Genomic DNA, 21,715 nt, shown 5'->3' on the forward strand with positions numbered 1-21,715 from the left:
GTCGCGAGGTGGCGTATATTACGCTTTCCTCTTTCAGAGTCAACCCTGAATTTCAGGATTTTTCTCTTCAACCGAACCGGCTGTTTGTGTGAAGTGATTCACATCCGCCGTGTCGATGGAGGCGCATTATAGGGAGTTCTCCGCAGGCCGCAATAGAAAAATTGCAGAAAAATGACTGACTGCTGCATTCCCCAGCAAAACCCCGCTTTATACCTTTTTACGCACAGAGTTATCCACAATCATCAATGTAATTTCTGTATTTTTCCCACGGTAAACACTGTCAAAATTGTGATCACCATTGAAAGAGAAAAATTCGCGAGCGTTGCGCAAACGTTTTCGTTACAATGCGGGCGAAAAATAAGGATGCCCCGTTAGGGGCGTTAGCTGAGTTTTTCGCGAAAAATTCAGCTAACGCTCTCTGTAATAGTCAAATCCAGGGGATTTACCATGCAACAACGTCGTCCAGTCCGCCGCGCTCTGCTCAGTGTTTCTGACAAAGCCGGTATCGTCGAATTCGCCCAGGCACTTTCCGCACGCGGTGTGGAGCTGCTGTCTACAGGGGGCACTGCCCGTCTGTTAGCAGAAAAAGGTCTGCCGGTAACCGAAGTTTCCGATTACACCGGTTTCCCGGAGATGATGGATGGACGCGTGAAGACCCTGCATCCGAAAGTACATGGTGGCATTCTGGGCCGTCGCGGCCAGGACGATACCATTATGGAAGAACATCAGATCCAGCCTATCGATATGGTGGTTGTTAACCTGTATCCGTTCGCCCAGACCGTTGCTCGTGAAGGCTGCTCGCTGGAAGATGCGGTTGAGAACATCGATATCGGCGGCCCGACGATGGTGCGCTCTGCCGCCAAGAACCATAAAGATGTCGCCATCGTGGTGAAGAGCAGCGACTACGACGCCATTATTAAAGAGATAGATGCCAATGAAGGCTCCCTGACTCTGGAAACTCGCTTTGACCTTGCCATCAAAGCCTTCGAACACACCGCCGCCTACGACAGCATGATTGCCAACTACTTCGGCAGCATGGTTCCGGCTTACCACGGTGAAAGCAAAGAAGCCGCCGGTCGCTTCCCACGCACGCTGAACCTGAACTTCATTAAGAAGCAGGATATGCGTTACGGCGAGAACAGCCACCAGCAGGCTGCCTTCTATATAGAAGAGAATGTCAAAGAAGCCTCCGTTGCTACCGCAACCCAGGTTCAGGGTAAAGCCCTCTCTTATAACAACATCGCCGATACCGATGCGGCGCTGGAGTGCGTGAAAGAGTTCGCCGAGCCGGCATGTGTGATTGTGAAGCACGCCAACCCTTGCGGCGTGGCTATCGGCAATTCCATTCTTGATGCTTACGATCGCGCGTACAAAACCGACCCGACCTCCGCATTCGGCGGCATTATCGCCTTTAACCGCGAGCTGGATGCGGAAACCGCGCAGGCCATCATTTCTCGTCAGTTTGTTGAAGTGATTATTGCGCCGTCCGCCAGCGAAGAAGCCCTGAAAATCACCGCCGCCAAACAGAACGTACGCGTCCTGACCTGCGGTCAGTGGGGCGAGCGTGTTCCGGGTCTTGATTTCAAACGCGTGAACGGCGGTCTGCTGGTTCAGGATCGCGATCTGGGCATGGTCGGCGCGGAAGAACTGCGCGTCGTCACCAAACGTCAGCCGACTGAACAGGAGCTGCGTGATGCGCTGTTCTGCTGGAAGGTGGCGAAGTTCGTGAAATCTAACGCCATTGTCTACGCCAAAAACAATATGACCATCGGTATTGGCGCAGGCCAGATGAGCCGTGTGTACTCCGCGAAAATCGCCGGTATTAAAGCGGCCGATGAAGGCCTGGAAGTGAAAGGTTCCTCGATGGCTTCTGACGCATTCTTCCCGTTCCGCGACGGTATTGATGCCGCCGCCGCTGCGGGTGTGACCTGTGTAATCCAGCCTGGCGGTTCTATCCGTGATGACGAAGTAATTGCCGCCGCCGACGAGCACGGTATTGCAATGCTCTTCACCGACATGCGCCACTTCCGCCATTAATGGAGCAATAGATGAAAGTATTAGTGATTGGTAACGGCGGGCGCGAGCACGCGCTGGCCTGGAAAGCGGCCCAGTCGCCGCTGGTTGAAACTGTTTTTGTTGCTCCGGGTAACGCAGGCACTGCGCTGGAGCCTGCACTGCAAAACGTCGCTATCGGCGTAACCGATATCCCGGCGCTGCTGGATTTCGCGCAAAACGAAAAGATCGATCTAACCATCGTCGGCCCGGAAGCGCCGCTGGTGAAAGGCGTGGTCGATACCTTCCGCGCCGCCGGGATGAAAATCTTCGGCCCAACCGCAGGTGCCGCGCAGCTGGAAGGCTCGAAAGCGTTTACCAAGGATTTCCTGGCCCGCCATCAGATCCCTACGGCGGAATACCAGAACTTCACCGAGGTAGAACCTGCGCTGGCGTATCTGCGTGAGAAAGGCGCGCCAATCGTCATTAAAGCTGACGGTCTGGCTGCCGGGAAAGGCGTTATCGTGGCGATGACGCAGGAAGAAGCGGAAGCGGCTGTTCACGATATGCTGGCGGGCAACGCTTTTGGCGACGCGGGGCATCGCATCGTTATCGAAGAGTTCCTCGACGGCGAAGAAGCGAGCTTTATCGTGATGGTGGACGGTGAGCATGTGCTGCCGATGGCCACCAGCCAGGATCACAAACGCGTAGGCGATAAAGATACCGGGCCGAACACCGGCGGGATGGGCGCTTACTCCCCTGCGCCAGTAGTGACCGATGAGGTTCATCAGCGCACGATGGAACGAATCATCTGGCCAACCGTGAAAGGCATGGCGGCAGAAGGCAACACCTACACTGGTTTTCTCTACGCGGGCCTGATGATCGACAAACAGGGCAATCCGAAGGTTATTGAATTTAACTGCCGCTTTGGCGATCCAGAAACCCAACCGATTATGCTGCGCATGAAGTCCGATCTGGTTGAACTCTGCCTGGCAGCCTGTGAAGGCAAGCTGGACGAGAAAACGTCCGAGTGGGATGAACGCGCTTCTCTCGGCGTGGTGATGGCTGCGGGTGGATATCCGGGCGATTACCGCACCGGCGATGTGATCCACGGCCTGCCGCTGGAAGAAGTGTCTGACGGCAAAGTGTTCCACGCGGGCACGAAACTGGCGGATGACGAGCAGGTAGTGACCAGCGGCGGGCGCGTACTGTGCGTCACCGCGCTGGGTCATACCGTGGCAGAAGCGCAGAAACGCGCTTATGCCTTAATGACCGATATCCATTGGGACGACTGCTTCTGCCGGAAAGATATCGGCTGGCGCGCTATCGAACGCGAGCAGAACTAACGCGACAGTTTTGCCAAGAGCGTTTTGCGCGTGATCCCTAACTGACGGGCGGCTTCGGTTTTGTTGCCGCCCGTTTTCTCCAGTGCCGCAAGAATCACCTCTTTTTCGACTTCCACCAGCGGCTGAATATCCTGACTTTGTACCAGCGGGATCGGCGTACTCGCAATCGCCAGCGGCAGCTCGCGTTCGGAAATATATTCCCCGGTCAGCAGCACCACCGCCCGTTCCACCGCGTTTTCCAGTTCACGAATATTTCCCGGCCAGTCGTAGTGAATCAGCAGATCCATCGCCTGGGGCGTAAAACCTTTTACCGCCTTGCGATTACGCTCGGCAAAGCGCTGAAGAAAATGGTTTGTCAGCAGAGGAATATCTTCCCGCCGCTGACGCAGCGACGGAACTTCAATCGCCACCACGTTCAGGCGATAGTAGAGATCCTGGCGAAAACGCCCGGCATTCACCTCTGCGGCAAGATCGCGATGAGTCGCCGCAATCAGCCGGACATCAACCGAGATGGTCTGGTTGCTGCCGACACGCTGAACTTCGCGCTCCTGAATCGCACGTAGCAGACGCACCTGCATCATCGGCGAGATATCGCCAATTTCATCGAGAAACAACGTGCCGCCGTCCGCCTCAACAAAGCGCCCCTCCCGCCGTTTGTCGGCCCCGGTAAACGCCCCTTTTTCGTGACCGAACAATTCAGATTCCAGCAAGGATTCGTTGAGTGCCGCACAGTTGAGCGTTACCAGTGGTTTTTCACTCCGTGCGCTACTGGCGTGAATCGCCCTGGCGACCAGCTCTTTACCGGTGCCGGAATCGCCGTGGATCAGCACCGTGGCTTCCGATGGCGCGACGAGGGCGATTTCACTGAGCAGGTGTTGCATCGCCGGGCTTTTACCGACCATACCGAACTGGCTGGCAGACACCGCAGGCGTTTCAGCGTCAATACTGTGCGTATGCGCGAGCGCCTTTTCCAGCGTCGCCTGCAGGTTATCGAAATCCAGCGGCTTGATGAGATAATCCAGCGCCCCGGTTTTCAGTGCCTCTACCGCCGTCTCGACGCTGGAGTATGCGGTCATAATCAGTACCGGAATCGCCGGATTTAACGCTTTGATCTCTTTTAGCGTGGCAATGCCGTCCATCTCCGCCATTCGCACATCGCAAAGCACAAGATCAAAAACTCGCTCCCGCACCTGCTCCAGCGCCTGTCGCCCGCTGTTCGCCAGCGCGACGTTATAGCCCCAGCCGCGCAGTAAAGCCTGCAAAATAGTGCAGTGGCTAATGTCATCATCCACCACCAGAATATCGATATTATCGTGCGTCATCCTTGTGGGTCCTTACGCGTAATATTGACCGGAAGCCAGAGGGTGAACGTTGCGCCTTTTCCCTCCTGGCTTGCGACCTGAATTGTACCACCGTGTTGTTCAACAATATTATGCACGACCGCCAGCCCCAGTCCGGTGCCTTCGGCTTTGGTGGTGAAGTACGGGGTGAAGATGGCTTCAAGCTGATCTGCCGCAATTCCCTTACCGCTGTCGGTAACGCTGATTTTCACGCCCGCGCCGCTTTCGCTGGCCGTCACGCTAATCACGCCATGCTGACCAATCGCCTGAATAGCATTGAGATAGAGATTCAACAGGACCTGAGTCAGCCTGTCCGGATCGGCCTGAATTTCCGGTAATGTGTCGTTGGCGGTAAAGCGTAACTGGATCTCCCGGCTGTTTGCATCCTGGCTTACCAGCTGTAATGAGTGGCTAATCAGCGTGTTGAGCTCCACCGCCTGCAAAGCCAGATGCGTTGGCTTAACCAGTTCCAGCAACTCGCTTACCACGCGGTTTAAACGGTCAGCTTCTTTCGCCATCACCTGCGCCAGTTGATGCGCTTCTCCCCCTGCTGGCGCGCGTTCGGCAAAGTATTTCGCCAGCCCTTTAATCGAGGAAAGTGGGTTACGGATTTCGTGGGCAACGCCTGCCGCAAGATGCCCCAGTGCCACCAGCTTCTCTTTGCGCTTCATTTCATCCTGCAATAGCTGCCGCGAGCGCAGATATCGGCGATACCAGAAGAATGACAACACGCTTGCCAGCAAGACCGTCGCCAGGGCGAAGAGGATAATCAAGGTGTTTCTCTGCTCACGATCTTCAGCACTCACAATGTTACTGGCGTCGAAAGCGATAAAAATTGCTTGTGGTGTCGCGGCATACTGCTGCATATGGCGCATCCGGTGCATTCCAGCAGCAAACATCGGTTGAAACTGGCGATAAATTTCCAGAACAGGCTCGCCGTCTGCGCTATCGATCCGCCGCCACGCTTCTTCATCTCCCGGATGTAACTGCTGCATTTCCTGCGGGGAATAAAGCTGTTTTCCCACCATGCCGGAGTTGCTATGCATCACGATTGTTCCTTGTTCATCCGTGACCGCAAACCAACGTACTCCAGGCTGCCCGGCCATTTCTTCAAGTAAGGCCTGCTGCTGCGCATGATGCATACGCATCCCCATACCAACGCGCGAGCCGGATTCAAGAGCACGAATAAGTACACTGCCTTTTTCCAGCAGCGTTTGTCTGGCGGCAGCAGTCTCGCGCCCATAATCGCGAATCACTGTCACCGCAAACAGCCCCACCAGCCCAACAATGACCACGGGGAGGATCGCGCTTAACCATTTAGCTAAGGAGTCTTTAGAACGTTGCATAAAACGCATCTTCTTCTTTGCCTGCTCATCCCTTTCTGACAGCAGAAATCATGCCATCTTTTATCAGCGCTTACCCTGCGCTGTAACACAAAGGCTTAAGTTTCAATGAGTAAAAATGACTCGCTACCCACAACAGGCGAGTCATTTTTACTCGTTTATCATGCCAGATTACCCGTCATATCAGCGTTTCGCCGTTGGCACGAAAGATGCAATACCCGAAGTAAGACAACCACTGGAGGATTAACCATGAAACGGAACACGAAAATTGCCCTGGTAATGATGGCGCTTTCAGCAATGGCGATGGGATCGACATCTGCATTTGCTCACGGCGGACACGGTATGTGGCAGCAAAATGCCGCGCCTTTGACCAGCGAACAACAGACAGCGTGGCAGAAAATCCATAATGACTTTTACGCTCAAAGCAGCGCACTGCAACAGCAACTGGTGACGAAGCGTTATGAATACAATGCCCTGTTAGCCGCGAACCCACCGGATAGCAGCAAAATTAACGCGGTCGCCAAAGAGATGGAGAATTTGCGTCAGTCGTTAGATGAGTTACGGGTGAAACGGGATATTGCGATGGCTGAAGCGGGTATTCCGCGCGGAGCCGGAATGGGCATGGGCTACGGCGGCTGCGGTGGTGGCGGTCATATGGGTATGGGCCACTGGTAAATCAGAACGTTTTCTCGTTGGGTTGCCAGCGACAGAAATCAGAGTTTGCCACCAACAGTAATTGCGAACCTTCGGGCGCTTCCAGCCATGCCACGCTGACATCAACAGAAGAGCGGCTCTGGCGGCGCTCGATATGCGCTATCGCCTGCGAATCTAAATCAGGTTTAATGGTTTGCCCTTCGCAGGTGGTCACGGTCTGTTCCATCGCATGCCAGCGCCCCTGGCGCAGCACGACTCTCCCCTGACGTAAGGCATCGCTAATCTGGCGGATCTGATCAGCACGATAACGGTATAAATCGATTTGGTCGTTAGAAAGCTGCTGCTTTTCCCCATCGGATTCACGTTGCATAAAGCTCAGATCGCCGCGATCGTCAAAACGCGCGCGAATATTCACCGGGGGTTTGCTGTAAACATTGATATTGATGAGCGTGAGGTTATCGCCCTGCCAGCGATACTCTCGCGTGGTGGTATCGCCACTGCGCCACGGGCTAAACACGGCAAGCAGATGCACATTATCGCCGCTGTCTTTTCGCCAGATGCGTACCGCGCCCTGGTCTTCAGCAAATCCACTGGCGGTAAAGGGAGGAAGTGAAGAGTTGTGACTACAGGCAGTGAGAAACAGAGCGCCAGCCAGCATCAATGATCGACGCCAGAAAGACAAAAGGGGTGAAACCACCCCTTCGTTAAAACTGTTCACTGCCACGCAATCTTACTTAACTGCGTCTTTCAGTGCCTTGCCAGAAACAAATGCCGGTACGTTAGCTGCGGCAATTTTGATTTCTTTACCGGTCTGCGGGTTGCGGCCAGTACGCTCAGCGCGGTGGTTCACTTTGAAGGTACCGAAACCAACCAGTTGTACAGCATCGCCTTCTTTCAGAGACTCAGTAATTGCAGCCAGAGTGGACTCCAGAGCAGCTTTAGCCTGGGTTTTGGACAGTTCTGCTTTCTCTGCAATTACATCAATCAGTTGAGTCTTGTTCATAAGTTATCCTTACAATGTGTTTATCGCTTGCTAAGCATCGAGTGCGACGGAAATGCCAGAATAGCACTCTCCTGCATACACGCACCGATAGCCACTTTTTTTCGCCCCCCAAATGTAGACCAGACGGGGGGCGAAAGGGAAGACTCCAGGTACGACAAATCAGGCGTTAAATCACGTTTTCTGGTCTTATTGCTGAAAAATTATACCAATATTGCTCTCGCCCGCCTCACGCAGGTCTGCCCTAAGGCCTTTTATCAGCTCGATATCGCGTTCTTCGCACTCAGCTAAAAGTCGGAATATTTCCCACTGAATGTCCCATTCTTGCTCTACAGCTGGGTTTTCTTTGAGCTCTTCATCGCTCATTTCGCGACCAGCCTGAGTCATTTCCAGCATCGCAACGGTCGTGATGGAGGTCTTACTCACTTCCACCGCGTGTTCGAGCGTTTCACCACTCAAACGCGAATGGACCAGTTCACTTAACGCCACGCATGCATCGATTGCCGGATAAACGCCGTACAGATCGAAATCGTCGGCTGAAGGAATCGCTTCTTCAAATTTCTCCAGTTGGCTGTCGAAATTTACTTTTGCGTCTTTGACGGTCAGCGTTTCCCAGATGAGATCGAGAATGCGGCGGTAAATCTGCCCATCACCAAAACCAGTTTGCTGACAGAATACGGCGTAATTAGGGTACATGCGTTCGCATAAGCAGGCCATAAAAGTGACGTGCTGCCAGCTTTCCAGGCGCTCCAGACGCAGATGAATTGGGTTTTGTAACATGTTGAGTTCTCAAATACGGAAATTATCCGCAGTTTACCTGAATTAGGGCTGATTTGCTGTATAGCGCACGAACGCCGGACGTTCCGAGGCCACCGCGTCCGCCCAGCGCGTTGGCTCCGGCAGACGATAGCCTTTCATGCAGCGTTGTACCCACGCCAGCGCGCTGTCCACGCTAACCCGATGGCCGGTAGCGATAAACAATGGGTTACAGCGCGCTTTGCTGCGCCAGACCCAGGCCAGCTGCTCGCCTTTATCCATCAGTGGGGCCAGCGCGCCCGGTTCGCTGGAGAGCGGTTCGAATTTACCGCAGAGCCGTTTTTTCGCCACGCCTATCGTTGGCACATCCACCAATAAGCCAAAATGGCTGGCGACACCAAGACGGCGAGGATGCGAGATCCCGTGACCATCGACAAACACTAAATCCGGCTTTTGTGACAGCATCTCCCACGCTGCCAGCAGCGCAGGATATTCGCGGAAGGAGAGAAAACCTGGAATATAAGGCATGGTGGTGGCGATGCGGGCCACTTTATACTCCACCAGCTCAAGCGAGGGGTATTTCAGCAGCACCATCGCCGCTCGCGTCACTTCTCCGCCCTGCTCAAATCCGACATCGGCTCCGGCGATCAGATCCGGTGGATCTTTATCGAGTCGATCCTCGCGGATCACAGAAGAAGCCAGTTCGATTTGTTGAGCGCGTAATGACGCGAGATCCATAACCACTCCTTACAGATGATAAGGCGCAGACAGGCGATGCACTGCCTCCACAAACACGCCAGCATGTTCTGGCGGCACATCCTGATGAATGCCGTGACCAAGGTTAAAGACATGACCTTCGCCGTGACCGAAACCGGCAAGTATAGTCGCAACTTCTTCTTCAATGCGGGCAGGTGGCGCGTACAGCATCGACGGGTCCATATTACCCTGCAGCGCGACTTTATTGCCCACGCGACGGCGCGCATCGGCGATGTCCGTTGTCCAGTCGAGGCCCAGCGCATCGCAACCGGTTTCTGCCATCGCTTCCAGCCACTGTCCGCCACCTTTGGTAAACAGCGTGACCGGTACGCGGCGACCGTCGTTTTCACGCAGTAAACCATCAACAATTTTATGCATGTAATAGAGCGAGAACTGTTGATAATCGCGCCCGGTAAGCACGCCGCCCCAGGTGTCGAAAATCATCACTGCCTGAGCACCGGCTTTAATCTGCGCATTCAGATACAAAGTGACGCTTTTCGCCAGTTTATCGAGTAGCGCGTGCAGCGCCTGTGGATCGGCATACATCATTTTTTTGATCACGGTGAAGGCTTTGCAGCTGCCGCCTTCCACCATGTAGGTCGCCAGCGTCCACGGGCTGCCGGAAAAACCAATCAGCGGCACTTCGCCTTTCAGTTCGCGACGAATGGTACGCACCGCGTTCATCACGTAACCCAGCTCATCTTCCGGGTCCGGAATTGGCAGTTTATCGACGTCGGCTTTGCAGGTGACTGGCGAGGTAAAACGCGGACCTTCTCCGGCTTCAAAATAGAGCCCTAACCCCATCGCGTCCGGCACGGTGAGGATATCGGAAAAGAGGATCGCCGCATCCAGCGGGTAGCGACGCAGCGGTTGCAAAGTCACTTCGCACGCCAGCTCGGCGTTTTTGCACAGCGACATAAAATCGCCCGCCTGGGCGCGCGTGGCTTTATATTCCGGTAGATAGCGACCCGCCTGGCGCATCATCCATACTGGAGTGACATCAACGGGCTGGCGCAGCAGCGCCCGCAGATAACGATCGTTTTTAAGTTCGGTCATTTTGGCTGTTCCTTAGTGCGTCAGGCGGTCAGTGTATCATCACTCATACTCTGCCCGACACATCGCCACCGTATCTTCTATCAGACGGCGCGCCACGGTGCCGGGCGGCGGGAGTAACGGCAAATCGTCATAGCGATACCAGTTCGCCTCAAGCAATTCTTTCGGGTCGATCACGATCTCGCCGCTGTCATATTCCGCCATAAACGCGGTCATTAAAGACTGAGGAAACGGCCACGGCTGGGAAGTCACGTAACGCAAGTTTTTAACTTTAATTCCGCTCTCTTCCATCACTTCCCGCGCGACAGCCTGCTCGAGGGTTTCGCCCACTTCGACGAATCCGGCAAGTACCGTATGGACACCGTTACGATGGCGGGTATGCTGGGCGAGGAGGATCGAATCATCGCGACGGATAGCAACAATAATGCAGGGGGCGATTTGCGGATAGTAACGCTCACGGCAATGGCTGCACAGCATCGCCCATTCGGTTTTGCTCGGATACATTTCATGCCCGCAGTAACCACAGTATTTATGCGATCGGTAAAACTCCGCCAGTTGTACGCCTCGTCCGGCCAGTTGAAACAGCCCAACATCGAGATCAATGACCTGACGTACCGACCCCATATCGTGACGCCGCTGCTGTTGTACTAACCAAACAGGTTCCCCCTGCCATTCGCCGATTTGTAGTGCGCGCTGACCCACAAGATCGAAATTTGCCGCTTCGCCATATGGCAATTCTCCCTTCGGCAACCATAATTTTTGTTCATGGCTGACGACCCACCAGCCGTGATCTAATTTTTCAATTATACGATCCATAGCTCTTGCACTACCTTTGCATCACTGGCATGTTTAACATGGTTTTTACATTTCTCACTGAGCAGTTTTTGAATACAAACTTGCGGAGTCAATCATGCTTAACCAGCTCGATAACCTGACGGAGCGCGTCAGAGGAAGTAACAAACTGGTTGATCGCTGGCTACATGTACGTAAGCATCTGCTCGTGGCTTACTACAATCTGGTTGGCATTAAGCCTGGCAAAGAATCGTACATGAGGCTAAACGAAAAAGCCCTTGATGATTTTTGTCAGAGCCTGGTCGATTACTTGTCTGCCGGACATTTCAGTATTTATGAGCGCATTCTTCATAAACTGGAAGGCAATGGGCAACTCGCACGCGCCGCGAAGATTTGGCCACAACTCGAAGCCAATACCCAACAGATTATGGATTACTACGATTCCAGCCTGGAAACCGCCATCGATCATGATAATTACCTTGAGTTTCAACAGGTTTTATCTGACATCGGCGAGGCCCTGGAAGCGCGCTTTGTGCTGGAAGATAAGCTGATTCTGCTGGTGCTTGACGCCGCCCGCGTCAAACATCCTGCTTGAGTTCTGCGCTGTTAACGCGTAATTTACATTCAACGCCCCGTTTGCGGGGCTAATTTCTTGTCGGAGTGCCTTAACTGGCTGAGACCGTTTATTCGGGATCCGCGGAACCTGATCAGGCTAATACCTGCGAAGGGAACAAGAGTTAATCTGCTATCGCATCGCCTTTGCGGCGATCGTCTCTTGCTTCATCCGTCGTCTGACAAGCCACGTCCTTAACTTTTTGGAATGAGCTATGTCTGCAACAAAACTGACCCGCCGCGAACAACGCGCCCAGGCCCAACATTTTATCGACACCCTGGAAGGCACCGCCTTTCCAAACTCAAAACGCATTTACATCACCGGCACACAACCCGGCGTGCGCGTGCCGATGCGTGAGATCCAGCTTAGCCCGACGCTAATCGGCGGTAGCAAAGAACAGCCGCAGTACGAAGAAAACGAAGCGATTCCGGTCTACGACACCTCCGGCCCGTATGGCGATCCGCAGATTGCCATTAACGTGCAGCAAGGGCTGGCAAAACTACGCCAGCCGTGGATCGATGCGCGCGGCGATACAGAAGAACTTACCGTGCGCAGTTCCGATTACACTAAAGCGCGACTGGCAGATGATGGCCTCGACGAGCTACGTTTTAGCGGCGTATTAACCCCAAAGCGCGCCAAAGCAGGACGCCGCGTCACCCAACTGCACTACGCCCGCCGGGGCATCATCACGCCCGAAATGGAATTCATCGCCATTCGCGAGAATATGGGTCGCGAGCGCATACGTAGCGAAGTTTTGCGCCACCAGCATCCGGGAATGAGCTTTGGCGCACGTCTGCCGGAAAATATCACTGCGGAATTTGTCCGTGATGAAGTTGCTGCCGGACGTGCGATTATCCCGGCCAACATTAATCATCCGGAATCGGAGCCGATGATTATTGGTCGCAATTTCCTGGTAAAAGTTAACGCCAATATCGGCAACTCGGCGGTCACCTCTTCCATCGAAGAAGAAGTGGAAAAGCTGGTATGGTCCACGCGCTGGGGAGCGGATACGGTGATGGATCTCTCCACCGGTCGCTATATTCACGAAACCCGCGAGTGGATTTTGCGTAACAGCCCGGTGCCGATCGGTACAGTGCCGATCTACCAGGCGCTGGAGAAGGTTAACGGGATCGCCGAAGATCTTACCTGGGAAGCGTTCCGCGACACGCTGCTGGAACAAGCCGAGCAAGGTGTGGATTACTTCACTATCCATGCGGGCGTACTGCTGCGCTATGTGCCGATGACCGCGAAACGCCTGACTGGTATCGTCTCTCGCGGCGGTTCGATTATGGCGAAATGGTGCCTCTCCCATCATCAGGAAAATTTCCTCTATCAACACTTCCGCGAAATTTGTGAAATCTGTGCCGCTTATGACGTTTCGCTGTCGCTGGGCGACGGTCTGCGCCCCGGTTCTGTTCAGGACGCCAACGATGAAGCGCAATTTGCCGAGCTGCATACGCTGGGTGAACTGACCAAAATCGCCTGGGAATATGACGTACAGGTGATGATTGAAGGCCCAGGCCACGTGCCGATGCAGATGATCCGCCGCAATATGACCGAGGAGTTAGAGCACTGCCACGAAGCGCCGTTTTACACTCTGGGGCCGCTAACTACCGATATCGCGCCGGGTTATGACCACTTCACGTCGGGGATTGGTGCGGCGATGATTGGCTGGTTTGGCTGCGCGATGCTCTGTTACGTAACGCCAAAAGAGCATCTGGGTCTGCCTAATAAAGAAGATGTTAAGCAGGGGCTTATCACCTATAAGATTGCCGCCCACGCCGCTGACCTGGCGAAAGGGCATCCGGGCGCGCAAATTCGCGATAACGCCATGTCGAAAGCCCGCTTCGAATTTCGCTGGGAAGACCAGTTTAATCTGGCCCTCGACCCGTTTACCGCCCGCGCTTATCACGATGAAACCCTGCCGCAAGAGTCCGGCAAAGTCGCCCATTTTTGCTCCATGTGTGGGCCGAAATTCTGCTCGATGAGAATCAGCCAGGAAGTACGTGATTACGCCGCCGCGCAAACCATTGAAGTGGGAATGGCGGATATGTCGGAGAACTTCCGCGCCAGAGGTGGAGAAATCTACCTGCGTAAGGAGGAAGCGTGATGTATCAGCCTGATTTTCCTCCTGTACCTTTTCGTTTAGGACTGTACCCGGTAGTGGATAGCGTACAGTGGATCGAACGTCTGTTGGATGCAGGCGTGCGTACTCTCCAGCTGCGCATCAAAGATCGGCGCGATGAAGAGGTTGAAGCCGATGTCGTGGCAGCAATTGCGCTGGGCCGCCGCTATAACGCACGGCTGTTTATCAACGATTACTGGCGGCTGGCGATTAAGCATCAGGCATATGGCGTCCATCTGGGACAGGAAGATTTGCAAGCCACCGATCTCGACGCTATCCGTACAGCGGGCCTGCGGCTGGGCGTTTCGACTCATGATGATATGGAAATCGACGTCGCGCTGGCGGCACGTCCTTCTTATATCGCGCTGGGACATGTGTTTCCGACACAAACCAAACAGATGCCTTCCGCACCGCAGGGGCTGGAACAGCTGGCACGGCATGTTGAGCGCCTGGTGGATTATCCCACCGTGGCGATTGGCGGTATCAGTCTGCCGCGCGCGCCTGCGGTGATAGCAACGGGTGTCGGCAGTATCGCCGTCGTCAGCGCCATTACTCAAGCCGCAGACTGGCGTTTGGCAACGGCACAGTTGCTGGAAATTGCAGGAGCTGGCGATGAATGACCGTGACTTTATGCGTTATAGCCGCCAAATCCTGCTCGACGATATCGCTCTGGACGGGCAGCAAAAACTGCTCGACAGCCAGGTGCTGATTATTGGTCTTGGCGGGCTGGGTACACCTGCTGCGCTATACCTGGCGGGGGCTGGCGTCGGGACGCTGGTACTGGCAGATGACGACGATGTGCATTTAAGCAATCTGCAACGACAAATCCTCTTTACCACTGAAGATATCGATCGCCCGAAATCACAGGTCAGCCATCAGCGACTGACACAGTTGAATCCCGACATTCAACTGATGGCATTACAACAACGATTAACGGGTGAGACGTTAAAAGATGCGGTTGCACAAGCCGATGTGGTGCTCGACTGTACCGACAATATGGCGACTCGCCAGGAGATTAATGCCGCCTGCGTGGCACTCAACACACCGCTTATCACCGCCAGCGCGGTCGGATTTGGCGGTCAGTTGATGGTACTGACGCCGCCCTGGGAGCAGGGGTGTTACCGCTGCCTGTGGCCAGATAACCAGGAGCCTGAACGCAACTGCCGCACGGCGGGCGTGGTTGGCCCGGTGGTCGGGGTTATGGGCACTTTGCAGGCCCTGGAAGCCATTAAGTTATTAAGCGGTATAGAGACGCCTGCGGGAGAACTCCGACTGTTCGACGGTAAGTCGAGCCAGTGGCGCAGCCTGGCTTTGCGCCGCGCCAGTGGTTGCCCGGTATGCGGAGGAAGCAATGCAGATCCTGTTTAACGATCAACCGATGCAGTGCGCCGCCGGGCAAACGGTTCACGAACTGCTGGAGCAACTCGACCAACGACAAGCGGGCGCGGCTCTGGCGATTAATCAGCAAATCGTCCCGCGTGAGCAGTGGGCGCAACATATCGTGCAGGATGGCGACCAGATCCTGCTTTTTCAGGTTATTGCAGGGGGTTGAGATGTTACGTATTGCGGACAAAACGTTTGATTCACATCTGTTTACCGGCACAGGGAAATTCGCCTCTTCACAACTGATGATGGAGTCTATTCGCGCTTCCGGCAGCCAGCTGGTGACACTGGCGATGAAACGCGTCAACTTGCGCCAGCACAACGACGCTATCCTCGAACCGCTTATCGCGGCGGGTGTGACCCTGCTGCCAAATACATCCGGGGCGAAAACCGCGGAAGAAGCCATTTTCGCCGCCCATCTGGCACGTGAAGCGTTAGGCACAAACTGGCTAAAATTAGAGATTCACCCTGACGCCCGCTGGCTGTTGCCCGATCCCATCGAAACCCTGAAAGCCGCCGAAACGCTGGTACAACAGGGATTTGTCGTGCTGCCTTACTGCGGGGCCGATCCGGTATTGTGTAAACGTCTGGAAGAAGTCGGCTGTGCAGCGGTGATGCCGCTCGGCGCGCCGATTGGCTCGAATCAGGGACTGGAAACCCGTGCCATGCTGGAGATTATTATCCAGCAAGCCACGGTTCCGGTGGTTGTCGATGCTGGCATCGGCGTTCCCAGCCATGCCGCGCAGGCGCTGGAAATGGGGGCCGACGCGGTGTTAGTGAATACGGCGATTGCCGTCGCGGACGATCCCGTCAACATGGCGAAGGCATTTCGTCTGGCAGTAGAAGCAGGCCTGCTGGCACGTCAGTCCGGACCGGGCAGCCGCAGTCATTTTGCTCATGCCACCAGCCCGCTGACCGGATTTCTGGAGGCATCGGCATGAAAAACTTCAGCGATCGCTGGCGACAACTGGACTGGGACGACATCCGCCTGCGTATCAACGGCAAAACGGCTGCTGACGTAGAGCGGGCGCTAAATGCCTCGCAACTCACCCGCGACGATATGATGGCGCTGTTATCGCCAGCCGCCAGTGGCTATCTGGAACCACTGGCCCAACGGGCGCAGCGTCTGACCCGTCAACGATTTGGCAACACTGTTAGCTTCTACGTCCCGCTTTATCTTTCCAATCTTTGCGCTAACGACTGCACGTACTGCGGATTCTCTATGAGCAACCGCATCAAGCGCAAAACGCTGGATGAAGCGGATATTGCCAGGGAAAGCGCCGCTATACGGGAGATGGGCTTTGAACATCTGCTTTTAGTCACTGGTGAACATCAGGCGAAAGTGGGGATGGATTACTTTCGTCGTCATCTCCCTGCCTTGCGTGAACAGTTCTCTTCACTACAGATGGAAGTGCAACCGCTGGCGGAGGCGGAATATGCCGAGCTAAAACAGCTGGGTCTCGATGGCGTGATGGTTTATCAGGAGACATATCACGAGGCGACTTATGCCCGCCATCATCTGAAAGGCAAAAAACAGGACTTCTTCTGGCGGCTGGAAACGCCGGATCGGCTGGGCCGTGCGGGGATTGATAAGATAGGCCTCGGCGCGCTAATTGGCCTTTCCGACAGCTGGCGCGTTGACTGCTATATGGTTGCAGAACATTTGCTATGGCTGCAACAGCATTACTGGCAAAGCCGCTACTCTGTCTCCTTCCCACGCCTGCGTCCATGTACTGGCGGCATTGAGCCTGCGTCGATTATGGATGAACGCCAGTTAGTGCAAACCATCTGCGCCTTCCGACTGCTTGCACCGGAGATTGAACTGTCACTCTCCACGCGGGAATCACCGTGGTTTCGCGATCGCGTGATTCCGCTGGCAATTAATAACGTCAGCGCTTTTTCGAAAACGCAGCCAGGTGGCTATGCCGACAATCACCCCGAGCTGGAACAGTTCTCACCGCACGACGATCGCAGACCGGAAGCGGTTGCTGCCGCGTTAACTTCTCAGGGTTTGCAGCCGGTATGGAAAGACTGGGACAGCTATCTGGGACGCGCCTCGCAAAGGCCATGAGACAGAATGTAAGAACGTAAATTTATTCCGAGCCGCTACGGAAGATGAAAAACGCAAGCTTGTTGAAAGCGTTGTGTTTTTTTATGGTAGTGCCGTCAGCAGGAATGTTGTCCAGGGCGAAAAGCTTCTTCCTCGTTTCGCCCTGCCTTTCTTAATATTTTCCGTGAAGACTTTGCCCTCTGAATAACACCCATAAAAAAACCCGCCGAAGCGGGTTTTTACGTTATTTGCGGATTAACGATTACTCGTTATCAGAACCGCCCAGACCTGCGTTCAGCAGTTCTGCCAGGCTGGCAGATGCGTCTTCTGCAGTCACCTGCGGTGCAGCCGGAGCTTCACCCGCAGCACGGCGACGCATACGATCCTGGTGGTACGCGTAACCGGTACCTGCCGGGATCAGACGACCCACGATAACGTTCTCTTTCAGGCCGCGCAGTTCGTCGCGTTTGCCCGCAACGGCTGCTTCGGTCAGCACGCGAGTGGTCTCCTGGAACGATGCCGCGGAGATGAAGGACTCGGTTGCCAGAGACGCTTTGGTGATACCCAGCAGATCGCGGGAGTAAGTTGCACCCACTTTGCCGTTCGCTTCCAGTTCGCGGTTTGCGATCTTGACGCGAGAGTATTCAACCTGTTCGCCTTCCAGGAAGTCGGAGCTGCCCGCGTTAACGATGGTAGCTTTACGCAGCATCTGACGAACGATAACTTCGATGTGTTTATCGTTAATCTTAACGCCCTGCAGACGGTATACGTCCTGTACTTCGTTAACGATGTAACGAGTAACAGCATGAACACCACGCAGACGCAGAATGTCGTGCGGCGCTTCCGGACCGTCGGAAATTACGTCACCACGTTCTACACGTTCACCTTCGAACACGTTGAGCTGACGCCATTTCGGAATCATCTCTTCGTACGGATCGCTACCGTCTACCGGGGTGATAACCAGACGACGTTTACCTTTGGTTTCTTTACCGAAGGAAACGATACCGCTGATTTCAGCCAGGATTGCCGGCTCTTTCGGACGACGTGCTTCGAACAGATCCGCAACGCGCGGCAGACCACCGGTGATGTCCTTGGTACCGCCGGATTCCTGCGGAATACGCGCCAGGGTGTCACCAGAGCTGATCTGTACGCCATCTTCCAGCTGAACAATCGCTTTACCCGGCAGGAAGTACTGCGCAGGCATATCGGTACCCGGGATCAGTACATCGTTACCCTGAGCATCAACGATTTTCAGTGCCGGACGCAGATCTTTACCACCTGCGGTACGTTCTGCGGAATCCAGAACTACCAGCGAAGACAGACCGGTCAATTCGTCGGTCTGGCGAGTAATGGTCTGGCCGTCAATCATGTCAGTAAAGCGTACAAAACCGCTTACTTCGGTGATAACCGGCATGGTGTGCGGGTCCCAGTTTGCAACGGTTTCGCCGCCAGCAACCTGTTCGCCATCGCCTTTCGCCAGTACCGCACCGTAAGGTACTTTGTAGCTTTCTTTGGTACGACCGAATTCGTCGATCAGTTTCAGTTCGGTGTTACGGGAAGTGATAACCAGTTTACCGCTGGAGTTCACAACCGACTTCACGTTGCTGAGCTTGATGCTACCTTTGTTTTTCACCTGGATGCTGGATTCAGCAGCCGCACGAGATGCCGCACCACCGATGTGGAACGTACGCATGGTCAGCTGTGTACCCGGTTCACCGATGGACTGTGCCGCGATAACGCCGATTGCTTCACCTTTGTTGATGATGTGGCCACGCGCCAGGTCACGACCGTAGCAGTGCGCACATACACCAAAGTCGGTGTCACAAGATACAACAGAACGTACTTTAACTGCGTCGACAGAGTTCTCTTCCAGCAGGTCACACCACTGTTCGTGCAGCAGCGTGTTGCGCGGAACGAGGATATCAGCAGTACCCGGCTTCAGAACGTCTTCAGCAGTTACACGACCCAGTACGCGATCGCGCAGCGGCTCTTTAACGTCACCACCTTCGATAACCGGAGTCATCATGATACCTTCATGGGTACCACAATCGTCTTCGGTAACCACCAGGTCCTGCGCCACGTCAACCAGACGACGAGTCAGGTAACCGGAGTTCGCAGTTTTCAGTGCGGTATCCGCCAGACCTTTACGAGCACCGTGGGTGGAGATGAAGTACTGGAGTACGTTCAGACCTTCACGGAAGTTCGCGGTGATTGGCGTTTCGATGATGGAGCCATCCGGCTTCGCCATCAGACCACGCATACCAGCAAGCTGACGAATCTGTGCCGCAGAACCACGCGCACCGGAGTCGGCCATCATGTAGATGCTGTTGAAGGAAACCTGCTTCTCTTCCTGACCGTCACGGTTAATAACGGTTTCCGTTTGCAGGTTATCCATCATCGCTTTGGATACACGATCGTTCGCCGCAGCCCAGATATCGATAACTTTGTTGTAGCGTTCGCCCGCAGTTACCAGACCAGACTGGAACTGCTCCTGAATTTCAGCAACTTCTGCTTCTGCCTCGGAGATGATTTCGTGTTTCTTCTCCGGGATGACCATGTCATCGATACCAACAGATGCACCAGAACGCGCTGCATAGGCAAAGCCGGTGTACATGATCTGGTCCGCAAAAATAACGGTCGGTTTCAGACCGAGAATGCGGTAGCAGGTGTTCAGCATTTTGGAGATTGCTTTTTTACCCAGCGCCTGGTTGACGATGGAGTAAGGCAGACCTTTCGGTACAATCATCCACAGAATGGCACGGCCAACAGTCGTGTCTTTCAGGCTGGTTTTCGCTACTAATTCACCGTTTGCATCTTTTTCATACTCGGTGATACGCACTTTAACGCGCGCATGCAGAGAAGCCAGACCAGAGCGATACAGACGTTCTGCTTCTTTCGGGCCAGTCAGCACCATGCCTTCGCCTTTGGCGTTAACACAGTCGCGGGTCATGTAGTACAGACCCAGTACAACGTCCTGAGACGGAACAATGATTGGTTCGCCGTTTGCCGGGGACAGGATGTTGTTGGTAGACATCATCAGCGCACGCGCTTCCAGCTGGGCTTCCAGCGTCAGCGGTACGTGAACAGCCATCTGGTCACCATCGAAGTCGGCGTTATATGCCGCACAAACCAGCGGGTGCAGCTGGATAGCTTTACCTTCGATCAGTACCGGTTCAAATGCCTGGATACCCAGACGGTGCAGAGTCGGTGCACGGTTCAGCAGTACCGGGTGTTCGCGGATAACTTCGTCCAGGATATCCCAAACGACAGCTTCTTCGCGCTCAACCATTTTCTTCGCAGCTTTAATGGTGGTAGCAAGACCACGCAGTTCCAGCTTGCCGTAGATGAACGGTTTGAACAGTTCCAGTGCCATTTTCTTCGGCAGACCGCACTGATGCAGACGCAGGTATGGACCTACGGTGATTACAGAACGACCGGAGTAGTCAACACGCTTACCGAGCAGGTTCTGACGGAAACGACCCTGTTTACCTTTGATCATGTCGGCCAAAGATTTCAGAGGACGTTTGTTAGAACCGGTGATCGCACGACCGCGACGACCGTTATCCAACAGGGCGTCAACCGCTTCCTGCAGCATACGTTTTTCGTTACGTACGATGATGTCCGGCGCAGCCAGATCCAGCAGACGCTTCAGACGGTTGTTACGGTTAATGACGCGACGATACAGATCGTTCAGGTCAGAAGTCGCGAAACGACCACCATCCAGCGGAACCAGCGGACGCAGATCTGGCGGCAGTACCGGCAGAACGGTCAGGATCATCCACTCTGGTTTGTTACCAGACTGAACGAACGCTTCCAGCAGTTTGATACGCTTGGTCAGCTTTTTACGCTTGGTTTCGGAGTTGGTTTCGTTCAGCTCTTCACGCAGCTGTTCGCACTCTTGCTCCAGATCCATGCTCTTCAGCAGAGCCTGGATTGCTTCCGCACCCATCTTCGCGTCGAATTCGTCACCGAACTCTTCCAGCGCGTCCAGATACTGCTCTTCAGTCAGGATCTGCTGACGCTCCAGGTTGGTCATACCGCCTTCAATAACCACATAGGATTCAAAGTACAGTACGCGTTCGATATCGCGCAGCGGCATATCGAGCAGCAGGCCGATACGGGACGGCAGCGATTTCAGGAACCAGATGTGCGCAGTCGGGGAAGCCAGTTCGATGTGGCCCATACGCTCACGGCGTACTTTAGTCTGGGTCACTTCAACGCCGCACTTCTCACAGATGACGCCACGGTGTTTCAGGCGCTTGTACTTACCGCACAGGCACTCGTAATCTTTTACCGGCCCAAAGATACGGGCGCAGAAAAGGCCGTCACGTTCTGGTTTGAACGTACGGTAGTTGATGGTTTCCGGCTTTTTAACTTCACCGAAAGACCATGAACGGATCATGTCTGGCGAAGCCAGAGCAATTTTGATCGCATCAAACTCTTCGGTTTTAGTCTGCGCTTTCAGAAACTTTAATAAATCTTTCACGGATTTGCTCCCGTCGGAGTTAGCAC

General features: G+C 54.5%; 19 protein-coding genes and 1 riboswitch. Of the genes, 10 read left to right on the forward strand and 9 right to left on the reverse strand.

Annotation, left to right across the window (positions count from 1 at the left end; all coding sequences use genetic code 11):
- The first annotated feature begins 447 nt into the window (after positions 1 to 447).
- The gene (gene purH, locus ACJHX7_RS24860; RefSeq protein ID WP_001187584.1) at positions 448 to 2,037 is read left to right on the forward strand and encodes a bifunctional phosphoribosylaminoimidazolecarboxamide formyltransferase/IMP cyclohydrolase; all 1,590 of its coding nucleotides are present in this window, start codon (positions 448 to 450) and stop codon (positions 2,035 to 2,037) included.
- 11 nt (positions 2,038 to 2,048) lie between these two features.
- Positions 2,049 to 3,338: a phosphoribosylamine--glycine ligase gene (gene purD / locus ACJHX7_RS24865; RefSeq protein ID WP_000866828.1), complete on the forward strand. Its 1,290-nt coding sequence runs from the start codon at positions 2,049 to 2,051 to the stop codon at positions 3,336 to 3,338.
- Here the strand turns inward: purD and zraR are convergent.
- Together zraR and zraS are read right to left on the reverse strand one after the other, a co-directional pair.
- Positions 3,335 to 4,660 (reverse strand): sigma-54-dependent response regulator transcription factor ZraR, encoded by a 1,326-nt coding sequence (gene zraR / locus ACJHX7_RS24870; RefSeq protein WP_000148547.1) that lies wholly within the window; start codon positions 4,658 to 4,660, stop codon positions 3,335 to 3,337. The two genes, purD and zraR, sit on opposite strands and share 4 nt — an antisense overlap.
- Entirely contained in the window at positions 4,657 to 6,033 is a 1,377-nt protein-coding gene (gene zraS / locus ACJHX7_RS24875) for a two-component system sensor histidine kinase ZraS (RefSeq protein WP_001211925.1), read from the reverse strand. The genes zraR and zraS overlap by 4 nt, the downstream gene beginning before the upstream one ends.
- A 237-nt stretch (positions 6,034 to 6,270) precedes the next feature.
- On the opposite strand from zraS, the gene zraP reads away from it, so the two are divergent.
- The gene (gene zraP, locus ACJHX7_RS24880) at positions 6,271 to 6,696 is read left to right on the forward strand and encodes a zinc resistance sensor/chaperone ZraP (protein ID WP_000828222.1); all 426 of its coding nucleotides are present in this window, start codon (positions 6,271 to 6,273) and stop codon (positions 6,694 to 6,696) included.
- A gap of 1 nt (position 6,697) precedes the next feature.
- Here zraP and ACJHX7_RS24885 read toward each other — a convergent pair whose 3' ends face one another.
- The 6 genes from ACJHX7_RS24885 to nudC form a co-directional block, all read right to left on the reverse strand.
- Complete coding sequence (locus ACJHX7_RS24885; RefSeq protein WP_001300651.1) at positions 6,698 to 7,393, reverse strand: DUF1481 domain-containing protein; 696 nt, start codon at positions 7,391 to 7,393, stop codon at positions 6,698 to 6,700.
- A 12-nt stretch (positions 7,394 to 7,405) separates the two neighbouring features.
- Entirely contained in the window at positions 7,406 to 7,678 is a 273-nt protein-coding gene (hupA, locus tag ACJHX7_RS24890; protein ID WP_001044513.1) for a nucleoid-associated protein HU-alpha, read from the reverse strand.
- 186 nt (positions 7,679 to 7,864) lie between these two features.
- Entirely contained in the window at positions 7,865 to 8,455 is a 591-nt protein-coding gene (locus tag ACJHX7_RS24895) for a YjaG family protein (RefSeq protein ID WP_000941119.1), read from the reverse strand.
- A 42-nt stretch (positions 8,456 to 8,497) separates the two neighbouring features.
- Positions 8,498 to 9,169, reverse strand: a complete 672-nt coding sequence (gene nfi / locus ACJHX7_RS24900) for a deoxyribonuclease V (RefSeq protein ID WP_000362388.1) — start codon at positions 9,167 to 9,169, stop codon at positions 8,498 to 8,500.
- 9 nt (positions 9,170 to 9,178) lie between these two features.
- On the reverse strand, positions 9,179 to 10,243 hold the full coding sequence (gene hemE / locus ACJHX7_RS24905) for a uroporphyrinogen decarboxylase (RefSeq protein WP_094030523.1): 1,065 nt from the start codon (positions 10,241 to 10,243) through the stop codon (positions 9,179 to 9,181).
- A 39-nt stretch (positions 10,244 to 10,282) separates the two neighbouring features.
- The gene (nudC, locus tag ACJHX7_RS24910) at positions 10,283 to 11,056 is read right to left on the reverse strand and encodes an NAD(+) diphosphatase (protein WP_000373941.1); all 774 of its coding nucleotides are present in this window, start codon (positions 11,054 to 11,056) and stop codon (positions 10,283 to 10,285) included.
- Between the two features lie 94 nt (positions 11,057 to 11,150).
- On the opposite strand from nudC, the gene rsd reads away from it, so the two are divergent.
- The 7 genes from rsd to thiH all read left to right on the forward strand — a co-directional run bounded on the left by rsd (position 11,151) and on the right by thiH (position 17,224).
- A complete protein-coding gene (rsd, locus tag ACJHX7_RS24915; protein WP_000934302.1) occupies positions 11,151 to 11,627 on the forward strand; it encodes a sigma D regulator in 477 nt (158 codons plus the stop codon).
- 51 nt (positions 11,628 to 11,678) lie between these two features.
- A riboswitch (TPP riboswitch) is annotated at positions 11,679 to 11,779 on the forward strand.
- A gap of 80 nt (positions 11,780 to 11,859) precedes the next feature.
- A complete protein-coding gene (gene thiC, locus ACJHX7_RS24920; RefSeq protein WP_075862104.1) occupies positions 11,860 to 13,755 on the forward strand; it encodes a phosphomethylpyrimidine synthase ThiC in 1,896 nt (631 codons plus the stop codon).
- Positions 13,755 to 14,390: a thiamine phosphate synthase gene (gene thiE / locus ACJHX7_RS24925; protein WP_094030522.1), complete on the forward strand. Its 636-nt coding sequence runs from the start codon at positions 13,755 to 13,757 to the stop codon at positions 14,388 to 14,390. The genes thiC and thiE overlap by 1 nt, the downstream gene beginning before the upstream one ends.
- Positions 14,383 to 15,138 (forward strand): thiazole biosynthesis adenylyltransferase ThiF, encoded by a 756-nt coding sequence (thiF, locus tag ACJHX7_RS24930; RefSeq protein ID WP_022646392.1) that lies wholly within the window; start codon positions 14,383 to 14,385, stop codon positions 15,136 to 15,138. Before thiE ends, thiF begins: the two co-directional genes overlap by 8 nt.
- Positions 15,122 to 15,322: a sulfur carrier protein ThiS gene (gene thiS, locus ACJHX7_RS24935; protein WP_001166230.1), complete on the forward strand. Its 201-nt coding sequence runs from the start codon at positions 15,122 to 15,124 to the stop codon at positions 15,320 to 15,322. The genes thiF and thiS overlap by 17 nt, the downstream gene beginning before the upstream one ends.
- Before the next feature lies 1 nt (position 15,323).
- A complete protein-coding gene (gene thiG, locus ACJHX7_RS24940) occupies positions 15,324 to 16,094 on the forward strand; it encodes a thiazole synthase (RefSeq protein ID WP_094030521.1) in 771 nt (256 codons plus the stop codon).
- Positions 16,091 to 17,224: a 2-iminoacetate synthase ThiH gene (gene thiH, locus ACJHX7_RS24945; protein ID WP_410231724.1), complete on the forward strand. Its 1,134-nt coding sequence runs from the start codon at positions 16,091 to 16,093 to the stop codon at positions 17,222 to 17,224. The genes thiG and thiH overlap by 4 nt, the downstream gene beginning before the upstream one ends.
- 241 nt (positions 17,225 to 17,465) lie before the next feature.
- Here thiH and rpoC read toward each other — a convergent pair whose 3' ends face one another.
- Entirely contained in the window at positions 17,466 to 21,689 is a 4,224-nt protein-coding gene (rpoC, locus tag ACJHX7_RS24950) for a DNA-directed RNA polymerase subunit beta' (RefSeq protein WP_000653944.1), read from the reverse strand.
- Between the last annotated feature and the right edge of the window lie 26 nt (positions 21,690 to 21,715).

Source organism: Escherichia sp. WS1451 (genome assembly GCF_046487365.1).
GTDB classification, from domain to species: domain Bacteria; phylum Pseudomonadota; class Gammaproteobacteria; order Enterobacterales; family Enterobacteriaceae; genus Escherichia; species Escherichia coli.